This is a genomic window from Collinsella sp. LCP19S3_D5, assembly GCF_052121415.1.
Lineage (GTDB): Bacteria > Actinomycetota > Coriobacteriia > Coriobacteriales > Coriobacteriaceae > Collinsella.
The window spans coordinates 18,863-34,084 of the sequence record NZ_JBQKEH010000005.1 but is presented as its reverse complement, the minus strand read 5'-3'; the positions used below and the strand labels follow the sequence as shown (position 1 = coordinate 34,084).

Annotated in this window: 15 protein-coding genes and 2 tRNA genes; all 17 read left to right on the top strand. The window is 61.2% G+C overall.

Translation table 11 applies throughout. The annotated features are described in order from the left end of the window. The first annotated feature begins 8 nt into the window (after window positions 1-8). The gene (gene truB / locus ACTQXO_RS03280; RefSeq protein ID WP_441545433.1) at window positions 9-941 is read left to right on the top strand and encodes a tRNA pseudouridine(55) synthase TruB; all 933 of its coding nucleotides are present in this window, start codon (window positions 9-11) and stop codon (window positions 939-941) included. Continuing rightward, window positions 938-1,945, top strand: coding sequence for a riboflavin biosynthesis protein RibF (gene ribF / locus ACTQXO_RS03275; RefSeq protein ID WP_441545432.1), 1,008 nt, complete (start codon window positions 938-940; stop codon window positions 1,943-1,945). Before truB ends, ribF begins: the two co-directional genes overlap by 4 nt. Then, window positions 1,938-4,046: a DNA primase gene (dnaG, locus tag ACTQXO_RS03270; RefSeq protein ID WP_441545431.1), complete on the top strand. Its 2,109-nt coding sequence runs from the start codon at window positions 1,938-1,940 to the stop codon at window positions 4,044-4,046. The genes ribF and dnaG overlap by 8 nt, the downstream gene beginning before the upstream one ends. A 110-nt stretch (window positions 4,047-4,156) precedes the next feature. Then, window positions 4,157-5,500 (top strand): RNA polymerase sigma factor RpoD, encoded by a 1,344-nt coding sequence (gene rpoD, locus ACTQXO_RS03265; RefSeq protein WP_441545430.1) that lies wholly within the window; start codon window positions 4,157-4,159, stop codon window positions 5,498-5,500. Window positions 5,501-5,920: 420 nt separating this feature from the next. Beyond that, a tRNA-Asn gene (locus tag ACTQXO_RS03260) sits at window positions 5,921-5,995 on the top strand. A gap of 33 nt (window positions 5,996-6,028) precedes the next feature. Next, window positions 6,029-6,103: transfer RNA gene (locus tag ACTQXO_RS03255), tRNA-Asn, on the top strand. A 161-nt stretch (window positions 6,104-6,264) separates the two neighbouring features. Then, entirely contained in the window at window positions 6,265-6,654 is a 390-nt protein-coding gene (locus ACTQXO_RS03250; RefSeq protein ID WP_187361832.1) for an Asp23/Gls24 family envelope stress response protein, read from the top strand. 27 nt (window positions 6,655-6,681) lie between these two features. Then, window positions 6,682-8,343 (top strand): DAK2 domain-containing protein, encoded by a 1,662-nt coding sequence (locus ACTQXO_RS03245; protein ID WP_441545429.1) that lies wholly within the window; start codon window positions 6,682-6,684, stop codon window positions 8,341-8,343. A 10-nt stretch (window positions 8,344-8,353) separates the two neighbouring features. Beyond that, complete coding sequence (gene recG, locus ACTQXO_RS03240) at window positions 8,354-10,531, top strand: ATP-dependent DNA helicase RecG (RefSeq protein WP_441033363.1); 2,178 nt, start codon at window positions 8,354-8,356, stop codon at window positions 10,529-10,531. After that, entirely contained in the window at window positions 10,528-11,172 is a 645-nt protein-coding gene (rsmD, locus tag ACTQXO_RS03235) for a 16S rRNA (guanine(966)-N(2))-methyltransferase RsmD (protein ID WP_154515437.1), read from the top strand. The genes recG and rsmD overlap by 4 nt, the downstream gene beginning before the upstream one ends. Then, window positions 11,165-11,662, top strand: a complete 498-nt coding sequence (coaD, locus tag ACTQXO_RS03230; RefSeq protein ID WP_154515440.1) for a pantetheine-phosphate adenylyltransferase — start codon at window positions 11,165-11,167, stop codon at window positions 11,660-11,662. The genes rsmD and coaD overlap by 8 nt, the downstream gene beginning before the upstream one ends. A 68-nt stretch (window positions 11,663-11,730) precedes the next feature. Continuing rightward, window positions 11,731-12,228 carry an ATPase gene (locus ACTQXO_RS03225; RefSeq protein ID WP_154515443.1) on the top strand — a complete coding sequence of 166 codons (498 nt, stop codon included), beginning with the start codon at window positions 11,731-11,733 and terminating at the stop codon, window positions 12,226-12,228. After that, a complete protein-coding gene (locus tag ACTQXO_RS03220) occupies window positions 12,228-12,782 on the top strand; it encodes a YceD family protein (RefSeq protein WP_441033356.1) in 555 nt (184 codons plus the stop codon). The genes ACTQXO_RS03225 and ACTQXO_RS03220 overlap by 1 nt, the downstream gene beginning before the upstream one ends. Before the next feature lie 64 nt (window positions 12,783-12,846). Continuing rightward, window positions 12,847-13,026, top strand: a complete 180-nt coding sequence (gene rpmF, locus ACTQXO_RS03215; protein WP_022094017.1) for a 50S ribosomal protein L32 — start codon at window positions 12,847-12,849, stop codon at window positions 13,024-13,026. 88 nt (window positions 13,027-13,114) lie between these two features. Beyond that, window positions 13,115-14,131 (top strand): phosphate acyltransferase PlsX, encoded by a 1,017-nt coding sequence (gene plsX / locus ACTQXO_RS03210; RefSeq protein WP_154515449.1) that lies wholly within the window; start codon window positions 13,115-13,117, stop codon window positions 14,129-14,131. Between the two features lie 117 nt (window positions 14,132-14,248). Continuing rightward, window positions 14,249-14,491 carry an acyl carrier protein gene (locus tag ACTQXO_RS03205; protein ID WP_154515452.1) on the top strand — a complete coding sequence of 81 codons (243 nt, stop codon included), beginning with the start codon at window positions 14,249-14,251 and terminating at the stop codon, window positions 14,489-14,491. Between the two features lie 3 nt (window positions 14,492-14,494). Then, window positions 14,495-15,220 carry a ribonuclease III gene (gene rnc / locus ACTQXO_RS03200; protein ID WP_154515455.1) on the top strand — a complete coding sequence of 242 codons (726 nt, stop codon included), beginning with the start codon at window positions 14,495-14,497 and terminating at the stop codon, window positions 15,218-15,220. The last annotated feature ends 2 nt before the right edge of the window (window positions 15,221-15,222 follow it).

Genomic DNA, 15,222 nt, shown 5'->3' with positions numbered 1-15,222 from the left:
GATGGTACATGGCTCGTCGTACGCCTTCTCAATTGAATATGCTGCTCGCCGTCGATAAACCGGTGGGCTGCACGTCCCACGACGTGGTGTCGCGGTGCCGGCGCGCCCTCCATGAGCGGCGCGTCGGTCATGCCGGCACGCTCGACCCCATGGCGTCGGGTGTCATGGTGGTGGGCGTGGGCCAGGCTACGCGTCTGCTGGGCATGCTTACCCTCGATACCAAAAGTTACGTCGCCGATATCTCGTTTGGCGCCGAGACCAATACCGACGATGCGGAAGGCGAGGCCATCCGTACGGTTGCCATTGCACCCGAGCTGCGCGATCCGGCCTATGCCCGTGAGCGCTTGAGCGCCATGCTGGGCCCTCAGATGCAGGTCCCGCCGGCGTTTTCGGCTATTTCGGTCAACGGCGTGCGCGCCTATAAGTCTGCACGTGAGGGCAATGCCGTTGAGTTGCCTGCGCGCCCGGTCGAGGTATATTCTGCCGACCTGATCGCCGTGAGTGGCGAGGGCGATTCCTGCATTTGGACCGTTGCCTTCTCGGTGAGCAAGGGCACCTATATCCGTGCGCTCGCTCGCGACCTGGGTCGCGCCTGCGATAGTGCCGCGCATATTTCCGCGCTGCGCCGTACCGCTTCTGGCATTGTCTCCATCGGTGCCTGCCATGCGGTCGAGGAGCTTTCTGCCGAGTCCGCTGCCGGCTTTGCCTTGGACCCCATTGCGGCCCTCGGTGCCACGCGCGTCGACTTGCCGGGCAATCTTGCGGAAGATCTGCTGTGCGGTCGTCGTATTCCTATTGATCGCGCGCTCGCCGGCTTCGACGCGTCGAAGGCACCGTTTGCGCTGGTGCTTGATGGCGGGCTCAAGGCTTTGGCTCGTATCGAGGATGGTCGCTTTGTGATGGAGCACGTCTTTCCGCAGGCGATTGGCGGTGTTCGATGATGCTGGACCCTCACGAGCTCGCGCGCACATTTTTTGTGAGCGCGGCGGCGGAGGCCCGCATCGTTTTGGCTGATGCTTTTGGTGACTGCGAGTCTATGGGTACCGCCTCGATTGCCATCGGCGTGTTCGATGGCGTGCATAGGGGACATCGTGAGCTGATCGACGCGGTCATTCGCGATGCGCGCGTCCGCGGCTGCAAAGCGGTTGTCGTAACGTTTGACCCTGATCCAGATGTTGTGGTGAGCCCTGCGCCCGCTCAAAAATTGATGACGACGGCCGACCGCCTGCATGCCCTGGCTCAGACTGGGGTCGATGCCGTGGTGGCTGTTCCCTTTACGCCTGCGGTAGCGTCGCTCGACCACGTGGGCTTTCTTGAGCTGTTGGCGCATGTTGTCGACATTCGCTCCATTCGCGTTGGCAACGATTTTAGGCTGGGCCGCGGCGGTGCCTCGGGCGTTGCCGAGATGCAGGCATGGGGCGCTGAGCGCGGTGTCGACGTGTGTGGGCACAATTTGCTGTGCGAGGCCGGCGAGGCTATCTGCGCCACCCGCATTCGACGTGAGCTGAGCTTGGGCCACGTTGAGCTGGCAGCCGATCTACTTGGCCGTTCCTATATGGTGCGCGGCGGCGTGATTCGCGGTCGCCACGAGGGCTCCGATATGGGATTTCCGACGGCAAACCTGTTGGTGCCAAACGGAATTCAGCTGCCTGCCGATGGCGTCTACGAGGGCCTTGTGCTGGTCGACGATACCGTGTGGCCCGCTGCCGTCAACGTGGGCCTGCCGCCGACGTATGCCGACGATGCCGCCTCGGCGCATCTCGAGGCCAACTTGATCGGGTATGCGGGCGACCTGTATGGACGTTCGGTTTCGTTGGCGTTTACGCGTTGGCTGCGTCCTTCGCGCGTGTTCGATTCGCTGGACGAGCTTATCGCGACCGTCGAGGGTAATATTGACGATATCCGTCATAACTTGGGTGAGCAGGGGGTGGGCATCCGTGATTAGCGATGAGGAGAAAGACCAGGTGCGCGCTGCGTCCGACCTGGTTGCCATCGTGCAGGAAACGGTTGAGCTCAAGCCCCGCGGCCATGAGTTTTGGGGTTGCTGCCCCTTCCATGGCGAAAAGACCCCATCGTTTCACATTATCCCCGCTACGCAGGTGTGGCACTGCTTTGGCTGCGGCGAGGGCGGCGACGTCTTCACCTACATCATGAAGCGCGAGAACCTGAGCTTTCCCGAGTCGATTCGCTACCTGGCCGATCGTGCCGGCATTGAGCTGCACGATACCGGCGCGCAGCGCGATCGCGGCACCAAGCGCGCCCGCATCTATGACCTGTGCGCCGAGACGGCCCAGTTCTATCACACCATGCTCATGCGCGGTAAGGACAGCCGTCCGCGCGAGTACTTTGCCAGCCGCGGTATGGGTGGCGACGTCTGCCGTCGCTACTGCCTGGGCTTTGCGCCGGGTCGCAATATGTTGGTGGCCCATCTGTCGCAGAAGGGCTTTACCCCGCAGGAGATGATCGACGCCAACGTGGCCGTGAGCCGCGGGCGCGGACAGCTCGCCGATCGTTTTTACGACCGCGTGATGTTTCCCATCTTTGACGAACAGGGTCATAACATCGCCTTTGGCGGTCGTATTATGGGCGACGGCCAACCCAAGTACCTCAACACCGCCGAGACGAGCGTGTTTCATAAAAAGAGAAACCTCTACGGCTTTAACTGGGCCAAGGAGTTTATCGTCGCGCAGGATACCGCCATCGTGGTGGAGGGATATACCGACTGCATCGCCTGCTGGGAGTCGGGGATCAAAAACGTCGTCGCCACGCTGGGCACGGCGCTGACGGAACATCACGTAAAGACGCTCACCCGTTTTGCCAAGCGCATTGTGTATATGTTCGATGGTGACGCCGCCGGTCAAAAGGCCGCGCGCCGCGCGATTCAGTTTATCGAGCAGGACTCGATGGACCTGCGCTGCGTGGTGCTTCCCGACGGCAACGACCCTATGGAGTTCATCTCCGCGCATGGTGGCGAGGCACTGCAGGCGCGTATCGACGCCGCCGAGCCCCTCATGGACTTTGTGTACCGCTCACTGCAGGAGTCGAGCGACATTACCACGCCGGGCGGTCGCGCCAAGGCGCTCGAGGATGCGCTGACGCTCATCTATCCGCTGCGCGATAGCTACATGATCGATACGTACTTTATCCAGATCGCCGACCTTCTGGGCCTGGATTTGGAGACGGTACGCTCGAGCTCGGGCCGTGTGTTTCGCGATGTCGCCAAACGCGAGGACGCCGAGCGTCGTCGCGAGCAGAACTACGAGCGCCAGCGGGCACAGGCCGAGCGCGCCGGCAGCGCGGGCGGTCGGGCGTCCGGTCCGCAGGGGGCATCTCGCGGCGCCTGGGCGTCGGGGACGACGCCGCCGGTATCCACACCGGTCGAGGAGGAACCGTACGACTATGTGCCGCTCGAGGCCTACGGGGCCGCGCCGGTCGAGGTCGTCGACGATATGCCGCCGATCGATGTGCCTGCTGGCATGGACACGGCGCCCGCGGGGTCTGCTTCGACCGCTTCCGTTCCGGCGACGCCGATTGTGCTGACCGATCTGGAGCGGAAGTCTCTGGCGGGGGAGCGCGAGCTGTTGACGATGCTCACCAGCCACCCCGACCTATTCCGCACGTACGCCGATCGCATCTGCTCGATCGAGTGGGTGGACCCCCGTCACGAGTCCATCGCGTGGGCCGTGCTCGCGACGCCGCCGGGCACCGATCCCGCGGCGTGCATGGACGCCGCGCGCGCGGTGTGTCCCGAGGCGGCTTCGCTTGTCAGCGCCGGGCGCATCTCGGCGACGAGCAAACACCCCACCGAGACGAACATCGTCTTTATGCTCGATACGCTTGAGCTTTACACCATCAAGCGCCGTATGCGGGCTGCCCAGGCCAAGCTGCGCCAGGACCGGTCGCTCGACGATGACGCGCGCCGTGCATTGACCATGCAGGCCGCGCAGGATTCTTTGCGCCAGCGCGAGCTCCAGAAGTCGATTGGCGGCGTGGCCGATCCGTTCCGGTTGATTGGTTTGGAGGCCGCGGGTCCCGATCAGGCCTAGATGTTGTGGTCAATCGGCATGTTATCTGCTATATCCAGTCTGAATTTTGGGTATAGACGTGTAAGTGTGTGCTAAAGTAATGTGTCCTGTGGACTATGAAGGGAGAATCTGTGCCAAATAAGACTGAGAGCACGGGTACTGGGCTGGAATCCTACGTTGCTAAGCTCATGGGCAACGGCTCAAACAGGACTTCGGTAACCGAGGACGAGATCCAGGTCGTCCTGAAGGACATCGATGTTTCTGACGAGCAGCTCAACGCGGTCTATTCCGCGCTGCGCAACAGCGGCATCCAGATTATCTCCGCGAGCGGAAACGACGACGCCCCCATGGACGTCGACGATGACGATAACGATACCGACGATTTCGATGACGACGAGGAGCATGATTCCGGCTCGCTCGACGATCATGAGCTTAAGATGGCCCGTCAGGCCGATGCCGAGATGGGTTCTTGCAAGAGCAAAAAGAAGCGCACCGTCCGCACGTCCCGTTCGCGTTCTCGCGTGCGTGGCATCGATGCCTCCACGGTGATGCTGACCGGTGACCCGGTTCGTATGTACCTTAAGGAGATCGGCAAGGTCGACCTGCTGACCGCCTCCGAAGAGGTCGATCTGGCCATGAAGATCGAGGCCGGTCTCGAAGCCACCGAGAAGCTCGAGGCCGCCGATGCGGGCGAGATCGAGCTCACTCGCGCCGAGATGCGTCGTCTGACTCGTATCGAGAACGTGGGCCTCGAGGCCAAGCAGGCGCTCATCAGCGCCAACCTCCGTCTGGTCGTCTCCATCGCCAAGCGCTACGTCGGTCGCGGCATGCTGTTCCTGGATCTGATCCAGGAGGGCAACCTCGGTCTGATCCGCGCCGTCGAGAAGTTCGACTACCAGAAGGGCTTCAAGTTCTCCACGTACGCCACGTGGTGGATCCGTCAGGCCATCACGCGCGCTATCGCCGACCAGGCCCGTACCATCCGTATTCCCGTGCACATGGTCGAGACCATCAACAAGCTTGTCCGCGTGCAGCGCCAGCTCCTCCAGGATTTGGGTCGCGACCCGACCCCCGAGGAGATCGGTGCCGAGATGGACATGAGTGCCGACCGCGTCCGCGAGATTCAGAAGATCTCGCAGGAGCCAGTGTCGCTCGAGACTCCTATCGGCGAGGAAGAGGATTCCCAGCTGGGCGACTTTATCGAGGACTCCCAGGCCATCGTTCCGCCCGATGCCGCCAGCTTCTCCATGCTGCAGGAGCAGCTCACCCAGGTGCTCGACTCGCTTGCCGATCGTGAGCGCAAGGTTATTGAGCTGCGCTTTGGACTTGTCGACGGACATCCCCGCACGCTCGAGGAAGTCGGCCGCGAGTTTGGTGTCACGCGCGAGCGCATCCGCCAGATCGAGTCCAAGACCCTGGCCAAGCTCCGCCACCCCAGCCGCTCCAGCAAGCTCAAAGACTACATTGAGTCTTAACCTCGCAAGCAAGAGGCGCCCTCAAGCACATCCGCTTGAGGGCGCTTTCATGTAACAAGGGCCGGCAGTTGGGGCACGGGTAGTCTTTTTGGGACGGGGCTTTTTTAGTCTTTTTGGGACGGGGCTTTTTTAGCTGCCCTATCTCAATGCGTGGCTCAAGCTTTAAAGGCCCCAGATTGGGTAGCTAAAAAAGCCCCGTCCCAAAATGACTAAAAAAGCCCCAGATTGGGTAGCTAAAAAAGCCCCGTCCCAAAAAGACTACCCTGGGCGTCAGGTTGATTAGTCGTTGGGGACGTTCTTGAATGACTAGTCGTTTAAGAATGTCCCCAATGACTGGGTCGGAAAATTTCTTAAAAAAGTTCTTGCCCTGAGCTGATTCGTCCGTATAATAAACTTCGTTGCTTGAGAGCATGCGCCTATTCCTCGGTAGCTCAATGGTAGAGCACGCGGCTGTTAACCGCGCTGTTGTAGGTTCGAGTCCTACCCGGGGAGCCAGAATTTCTCAGCCCAATCTGCTGGGCTTTAAATTCCTCGGTAGCTCAATGGTAGAGCACGCGGCTGTTAACCGCGCTGTTGTAGGTTCGAGTCCTACCCGGGGAGCCAGATTGTAAAACCCGTCGCTTTTGCGGCGGGTTTTTTCATACCGCGATTGATTAACGCAAACGTTGCCATATCAACATTTCGTGTCGAGGATGTAATCCCGCGACCCACCACCTCAACATGGCGCGGTCGTTGTAGAATATTGCAATGATTGCTCCCACGACATGGTGCCGCGAGCACCAGATAAGGAGATTCTTGTGTCTGAGACCATTAACGGCAGCCTGAGCGTCTCGAACGACGTTATTGCCGATATTGCCGGTTATGCCGCGATGACGTGCTATGGCGTCGTCGGTATGGCCGAGCAGCTCCAGGGCGCCGAGAGCGTGCGCCTGCTTGCCGGTCAGCGCCTCCGCAAGGGCGTGCTTGTCTCCGCCGACGAGAACGGCCTTACGGTCGACCTTCACGTCGTGCTCGAGAACGGCGTCAACATGAAGTCCGTCTGCCACAATCTTTCGAGCTCCGTTGCTTTCACCCTGCAGGAGATCGCCCAGATCGATCCCGCCAGCCTTAAGATCGGCATTCACATCGACGCGCTCAAGAGCCGTCTGAACTAGCATCCGAAAACGGAGATTCAAATACTCATGATTGTAAAGACCATTCGCACCTGTTTTCCGATCGCTGCGGCTGCCGTTTCCGACAAGGCCGAGGAGATCAATAAACTCAACGTCTTTCCCGTGCCCGACGGCGACACCGGCACCAACATGTCGCTCACGCTCGCCTCGGTGACCAAGGAGCTTTCCGCCCTTCCCGCCGATGCCGATATGGAGGCCATCGCCGGCGCCATCACCCACGGCTCCCTCATGGGCGCCCGCGGCAACTCCGGCGTTATCACCTCGCAGATCCTGCGCGGCGTGGCCGAGGGTCTCGTCTCTGCCGATGAGCCCATCACGTCTGCCGACATCGCGCATGCTTTCCGTCGCGCCGTCAAGGTCGCCTTCCAGGCCGTCCGCAAGCCCATCGAGGGCACGATTCTTACGGTCCTGCGCGACGTCTCGACCAAGGCCGACGAGTGCGAGAAGAAGAAGTTCTCGGCCGAGGACGCGCTCGACGCCATCGTCGTCGAGGCCTACCAGTCTGTGGCTCGCACGCCCGACCTGCTGCCCGTTCTGAAGGAGAACGGCGTGGTCGACTCCGGCGCCTTTGGCTTTGCCATCTTCCTGGAAAACTTCGTTGCCGCTGCTTTGGGCCGCAGCACCGTTGTCGAGGATTTCTCCACCACGTTTGATTCCGCTGGCTCTGCCCGCGATGCGGCCCTCGGTCGCGTCGAGATCGAGGCCAACGACGACTGGGAGGGCTCGGAGTTCCGCTACTGCAACGAGTTCCTCTTTAAGGCCGACGCCCCGTTTGACGAGGACGAGTGCCTCAAGTTCCTGGGTTCCATGGGCGACTGCGAGCTGCTCGTGGGCGCCTACCCCGACTACAAGATTCACGTGCACTCCAACACCCCCAACCTGGTGCTCGAGCACATGCTGCAGCTTGGCCAGATCTACGAGGTCTTTATCCACAACATGGAGATGGAGGCCCACGACCGTACCGCTAAGATCCACGAGGACCAGCAAAAGGCCGCCGAGCCCGCCAAGGCCCTGGGTTTTGTCGCCGTTGCCGCCGGTTCCGGTGAGGCCGACATCCTCAAGTCCCTCGGCGTCGACGTGATCGTTTCGGGTGGCCAGACCATGAACCCCTCGACCGCCGACCTGCTGGGCGCGGTGGACCAGGTCAACGCGACTTCGGTCATCATCCTGCCCAATAACGGCAATATCCGTATGGCTGCCGAGGCTGCCGCTTCTGCCTGCACCGACAAAAAGGTCGCCGTGGTTCCCACCAAGACCGTTCCGCAGGCGTTCTCCGCTCTGTTCGCGGTGCTGCCTGATTCCGAGCTCGAGGACGCCGTCGCCGCCATGGTCGATGCCATCAGCGAGGTTCGCGATGGCGAGGTCACCCGTGCCGTGCGCGATTCCAGCGCCTCTGACGGCTCGCCGATTCACTCCGGTGACGTCATGGGTATCATTGCCGGCTCCATCGACGTGGTCGGCTCCGATGTGAAGCGGGTCACGCTCGACTGCATCAACCGCATGCAGGAGGAAGAGGAGGGCGACGCGCTGACGATTCTGGCCGGCGAGGAGCTGTCCGATGAGGCCTTCCAGGAGATCGTCGACGCCATCGAGGAGGCTCAGCCCGATCTGGAGATTGACGCCCATCGTGGCGAGCAGCCGCTCTATCCCGTGATCTTTTCGATCGAGTAGGCATCTGCCCATGTCCGAGCTGTGCTCCGTGCCGCGCGTCTCGGAGCGCTTTGCCCAGAGCAATGCGCTCGACGAGGATATCGCGCGACTCAAATATGTTTCGGGTAAACGTGAGGAGGCCCTTCGCCGTCTGGGAATTAGGACGGTGGGGGACCTCCTTCTCCATATCCCTCATCGATATCTGGACTTTACACGCTCCTGGTCCATCGAGATGGCGCCTATCGGTACGGTGTGCACGATCGTCGCCACGGTCGATCGTATCGTTCAAAAGCAGCCCCGTCCGCGTATGCAGGTTACCGAGGTCTCGCTTGTGGACGAGACGGGCGTGCTGCAAGTCGCTTTTTTCCGCCAGCCCTGGATTGCCCAGCAGCTCAAGCAGGGCGACCGCCTGGCCGTGATGGGTAAGGTCGAATTTGCCTACGGCTTTAAGCAGATGGCCTCGCCGCATTTCGAAAAGCTCGAGGACGGGCGTGCCGCGGGCACCATCCTGCCGGTTCACTATGTGAGCGACGGTGTGAGCCAGGCTTGGATGCGCCGTATCGTGAGCGGCGCGCTCGAGATTGTCGGTAATCCCTTCGACCCGATTCCCGCGCCCCTGCGCGCCAAGCGACGCCTTATGAGCAGCGCCCGTGCGCTGCGTTCGATTCACTTTCCCTCGAGTATGGCCGAGCGCGATATCGCGCGCGCACGGCTTGCCTATGAGGAATGCCTCTATCTTCAGCTGGCGCTTCGTCTGCGCAACGACGGCGGTATGGTCGAGGTGGTTCCCTACACCCATACCGCGGGTGATCATTTGACGGCGCTTAGGCGGGCCCTGCCGTTTTCGCTGAGCGACGAGCAGGAGGCCGCGTTCCAAGACATCCTGCATGACATGTGCGATGGCGACCACGTGATGAACCGCTTGCTGCTGGGCGATGTCGGTACCGGCAAGACCGCCGTCGCCGCCTGCGCGCTGGCAGTCGCGGCCGATTCGGGTACCCAGTCCTGCGTCATGGCACCCACGGGCGTGCTGGCGCGTCAATATGCCGATAAGACCGGCCCTTTGCTCTCGCAGGCCGGTATGTCCTGGGCGCTCCTGACGGGTGCTACCCCGGCCGCCGAGCGCGAGCGCATCCATGCACAGCTGCAGTCTGGTGAGCTCGATGTGCTCTTTGGTACCCATGCGGTCCTTTCGGATAACGTAACGTTTAAACATCTTTCACTCGTCGTTATCGACGAGCAGCATCGGTTTGGCGTGGGGCAGCGCAATGCCCTGCGTGCCAAAGGCCCAGGTGCGGACTTGCTCGTTATGACGGCCACGCCTATTCCGCGCACACTGGCGCTTTCGGTCTATGGCGACCTGGACACGTCCATCATTCGTCATCGCCCCGTTCCCGGGGCCGGCGTCTCGACGCGCGTGCTCACCGAGTCGAGCCGCGACCTGGCCTACGGTGCCATTCGCGAGGCGCATGCCCAAGGACAGCAGGCTTACGTTATCTGCCCGCTTGTGGAGCCAAGTGACTCCGCGGACGATTTGGAAGACGTTCCCGGCATTGCTCGCGACGATGAAGGTCGCGTGACGGTGCCCGTGCCGTTGCACGACACCGCGACCGAGCTCGACCGCCTGCGTCTGGCATTGCCGGGGCTTTCCGTCGAGCGTCTTCACGGCCGCATGCCGGCGGGGGAGAAGGACCGCGTGATCGACGCCTTTAAGCGCGGCGAGATCGACGTGCTCGTCTCGACTACGGTGGTCGAGGTGGGCGTCGACGTGCCCAACGCCACCGTCATGGTTATCGAGAACGGCGAGCGCTTTGGCTTGGCGGCCCTGCATCAGCTTAGAGGCCGCGTGGGCCGCGGCAGCGTGTCGGGCACGTGCCTGGTCATGACGCATTCCAAGGGCAATGGCGGTGTGTCTGCTGCGCAAGACCGCCTGCGGGCGCTCGAAAAGACCTCTGACGGTTTTGCACTTGCGCAGATGGACCTGCGTTTGCGCCACGAGGGCGAAATCTTGGGTTATCGCCAACATGGCGGTGTGACCCTGCGTTTTGTGGACCTGGACGCCGACGAGGATCTTATCGAATGGGCCCATTTGGACGCGGTCGAGCTCTTGCGGTATGCTTGCAACCTTGACTCCGTGGCGACGCGTCCCTTGCGCGATGCGGTCGCCACGCGTTATCGACATATCTTCAAGGAGGTCAGCGGAGGATGAGAATCATCGGCGGTGAATGGCGCGGCCGCAAGATCGAAGAGCCGCGTGGGCGCGATGTCACCCGTCCCACGACCGACCGCGTGCGCGAGGCATGTGCGTCCATGGTCATGTCGGCATTCGATTTCGATCTGGACGAGGTCCGCGTGCTGGATGCCTTTGGCGGCTCCGGTGCCCTGGGAATCGAGATGCTCTCGCGCGGCGCTCGCTCGCTCATCACGTTCGAGATCGATCGCAATGCCGCCCGACTGATCACTAAGAATATCGAGTCGCTGTGTCGCGACCGCTCGCGTTGGCGCGTCGTTACCGGCGATGTGTTGGCGAGCGCCTCGCGCGGCCGTGTTCCGGGCGGCCCCTTTGATCTGGTCCTGCTCGATCCACCCTATGCCTTTGGTGCCGAGCCGGTCGAGGAGCTGCTGCGCAATCTTGCCCAGCAGGGCTTGCTGGCACCAGGGGCCTTTGCCCTGTTTGAGCATGCCGCAAGCGATGCGGGCGCTCATCCGGCTGGTTTTGAGACCGTGCGAGAGAAACGCTACGGCATTACCTCGGTTGACTTGCTGCGCTGGGTGGCCGCGGACGAGTGCGACCATGCTAATGACAGCGATATTGACGAGGACGTGCCTTTGGAGGATACCCATGAATGACACTATCAACCGCGTGATCGTTCCGGGTACGTTTGACCCCATCACGTTTGGTCACATCGATGTAATCCGCCGCGCCCGCCGCATTTTTCCCAGCGTGATTGTCGCCGTGGCGGAGTCGCAGGGCAAAAACGGCGTGGGCACCACCTTTATGCTCGATGAGCGCGTGGCGTTGGCCCGCGAGGCCCTGGGCGATATTGACGGTGTCGAGGTACTGCCCTTTACCGGCCTGTTGGTCGATTTTGCCCGTGAGCAGGGTGCGGGTGCTGTGGTCAAGGGCCTGCGCGCCATGACCGACTTTGAGTACGAGCTGCAGCAGGCGGACCTCAACTATCGCCTGGACAACGAGCTTGAGTCCATTTTTGTCATGAGTGCGCCGCAGTACGGCTATATCTCGAGCTCGGTGGTTCGTCAGATCGCATCGCTCGGAAGCGATGTGTCGACGTTTGTGCCGCCCAATGTGGTCGAAGCGCTTAAACATCGCTTTTCGTGACGTTTCATATTGCCTGATGGCATGTGGTAAACTAACACGATGACATGTTACCTATGAAAGGAGACCGGATGCCGGGCGAGAATTTTCCTGGCGACAGGATCGTGAGCCTTGTCGAGGAGCTCGAGGGGCTCATCGAAGAGGCTAAGACGCCGTTCGGCAAGAATGCCCAGATGAAGGTTATCGATGCCGACGTCTTCTTTAACATCCTTGACGAGATCCGTATGAGCTATCCCGAGGAGTGGCAGAAGTCCCGTCGCATCCTCAAGGAGCGCGACGAGCTTATGGCCTCCGCCGCTGCTCAGGCCGATTCCATCATTGCCGATGCTCAGCAGCAGGCACTCACCATTGCCGGTGAGCAGGAGATCGTCCGCTTGGCGCAGCAGCAGGCCGACGATATCCGTGATCGTGCCCAGCAGTACGAGCGCGAGACGCGCTATGCGGCCGAGGATTATGCCGAGCAGGTCTTTACGCACCTCGAGGAGAACCTCAAGAGCCTGACCGGCACCGTTACCCGTTGCCGTCAGCAGCTCAACGAGGGTGCCGCCCAGCAGAACGGTCAGTGGTAATGGCTGAGTTCCCGAGCGTTACCGTCGATCTTTCCGAGCAGCTCGAGTTTCCCGGAGACTCGTATCCGCTGACCGGCAAGGTCGATGTCGCCACCTACACGGTGGGCGAGAAGGAGTACCAGCTGCAGGACGGCATTACTTACGACGTGGTTTTTACCAATGCGGGCACCGGTGTTCTGCTCTCCGGCATGGTTCGAGCGCACGCCACCGGCGAATGCGACCGCTGCCTTGAGCTCGCCTCGTTTGATATCGCCGGCGAGATCGAGGAGTTCTACCTCTTTGAGGAGCCCGAGGATCCCGAGGCCTACGAGGACGGTTACGAGCTTTTGGGCGAGGACCGCATTGTCGATCTGGGGGAGCCCATTAACGACGCCGTTGTCATGGACACGCCGTTTGTGGTGCTCTGCAAGCCCGATTGCCGCGGCCTGTGCCCCACCTGCGGGATCAATCTCAACGTCGAGCAATGCGATTGCGCCGCCCAGGCCGAGGCCGAATGGGCCGCTGCCACGGAAAATCCATTTGCAGCATTGAAGAATCTCAATCTTGATGAGTAAAAATGTGGTAGTATCGCTACTTGCGCGTAATCGCCACACTGGATAGTTCATAAGGAAGGTCACTATGCCCGTACCTAAACAAAAGCAGGGTCGTATCCGTACCCATACCCGTCGTTCCGCCAACATGAAGATCTCGGCTGCGGCTCAGTCCACGTGCCCCCGTTGCGGCGCTGTCAAGCTCCCGCACCACGTGTGCCCCAGCTGCGGTTTCTACAAGGACCGCGAGGTTATCGTTACCGAGTAACTGTATACTCTGGATACGATGCCGTTCCAACTGGAACCACAATGGCCGGCTCAATGAGTCGGCCATTTTTGTATAAGGAGCACTTGAAATGAGTAACGTTCGCGTTTGTGTAGACGTTGTGGGCGGAGACGAGAAGCCCCAAGTTGTCCTCGACGGTATTGAGGCCGCACTTGCCGCCGATCCCGATATCGAGGTCATCGCTGTTGGCCCCGCCGATATCGTCAACCCCTTTGCCGCGGCGCACGCGCGCGTGGAGGCTCTGGAGGCCCCCGATGTCATCGCCATGGACGACGATCCCATCCGCGCCGTGATGACCAAGCGTAAGTCTTCGATTGTGCTTGCCTGCCGTGCTATTAAGAAGGGCAACGCGGACGCGTTTTTCTCCGCGGGGTCGACCGGCGCCATGACGGCTGCCGCCACCGCCTACGTGACGCCGTTTAGATATTTGGTAGAGGGTAAGAAGCAGCCGGTGCGCCCATGCCTCACCAATGCGCTGCCCAACCGTGCCGGTGGCCTTACGGTACTGTGTGACATGGGGGCCAACCCCGATGTCGAGGTCGACGACATGGTCCGCTTTGCCCAGATGGGTGCAGCCTATGCCCGCGTGGTCCTGGGCATCGAACATCCGCGTGTGGGCCTGCTTGGCAACGGCACCGAGGACGAGAAGGGTTCTAACTTTACCAAGGCGTGCTTCCCGGCTATGAAAGCCGCGGTCCCCGGTTTTGTGGGCAACTGCGAGGGCACCGATCTTACGTCGGGCAATTTTGACGTTGTGGTCGCCGACGGCATGTCGGGCAATATTGCGCTCAAGGCAACCGAGGGCGCTGCCAAGTTTTTGCTGCAAGAGCTCAAGGGCGCCTTTATGTCTTCGCTCGGTACCAAGATCGCCGCGCTGCTCATCAAAAAGCAGATGCGCCAGATGAAAGCCAAGCTCTCGGGCGATGCCAAGGGCGGCGCGATCCTGCTGGGCCTTCGCGGCGTCGTTTTGATTGGCCATGGCGCCACGTCGGCCGAAGCCGTTAAAAACGGTACGCTCGCCGCGGCTCAGGCCGTTCGAGCCGGGCTTATCGAAAGCATTGCCAATTCCATGGAAGGTATCGTTTAGCAAGAGCTCCGTTACGTGGCTCAAGCTATGCATCGTGGGGTAGAATCGGAGCCGTGCTGCAATGCGGCTTCCGCCCGCGCGACACATTGTATTCCACGACTTATGAGAGGATGCGCTATGGATCGCTCCGAAATCTTTGACAAGATCGCCGAGGTCGCTGCCGACGTGCTGGGCGTTGACGTTGCCGAGATCAGTGATGAGACGACTTTTGACGACCTCGATGCCAATTCGCTCGAGCGCCTGCAGCTGGTGACGGCCATCGAGGACGAGTTTGACCTCGAGATCGATGACGAGACCCTGTTGTCGCTCACCTCCGTTGCCGACGCCGTCGACGCTATCGAAAACGCCAGGGAGGCCTAGGTCTTGGCTTTATCTCAACGACTCACGCGCGCTCAGGAAATCCTGGGCCATGAGTTTAATAACAAGGTGCTGCTACGCGCGGCGCTCACCCACCCCTCGGCAGTAGAGGGGCAGCCGGTCTCTGCCAGCTATGAGCGGCTTGAGTTTTTGGGTGACTCCATTCTGGGCGCCGTGGTTGCCCGTTCGCTCTTTGAGTCTTATCCCGAGTTCGATGAAGGCAAGCTCACGCGTCTGAAGGTATCGCTTGTTTCGGGTGCCACGCTGTCCGAGGTGTCGCACGAGCTGGGCATCGACGACATCATCATCTTTGGCGCCTCCGAGACCGGTACCGGCGCGCGCGGCCTTAACTCGGCGCTCGAGAACGTCTATGAGTCGCTCGTGGGTGCGTTGTACCTCGATGCCGGCTGGGATGCGGCGGCGGAGTTCATCCACCGCACGCTTAAGCCCCATTTGGCCTCCGAGCGTGCCGAGCACCCCGCGAACCCCAAGTCGTTCTTGCAGGAGTGCGTGCAGGCAGACGGTCACGAGCCCCCGGCATACAAGCTGGTAGGCTCCGAGGGCCCGGCACATGCGCCCACCTTTACCGCCGTGGTGCTTGTCGACGGTATCCGTCAGGGCCGCGGCACCGGCGCCTCTAAGAAAGAGGCCGAGGGAGCCGCTGCACTCGAGGCGCTCGACCGCATGGGTTACACCACCAACGGTGTGATTCTCAACAAGAAGCCCGTTTAAGC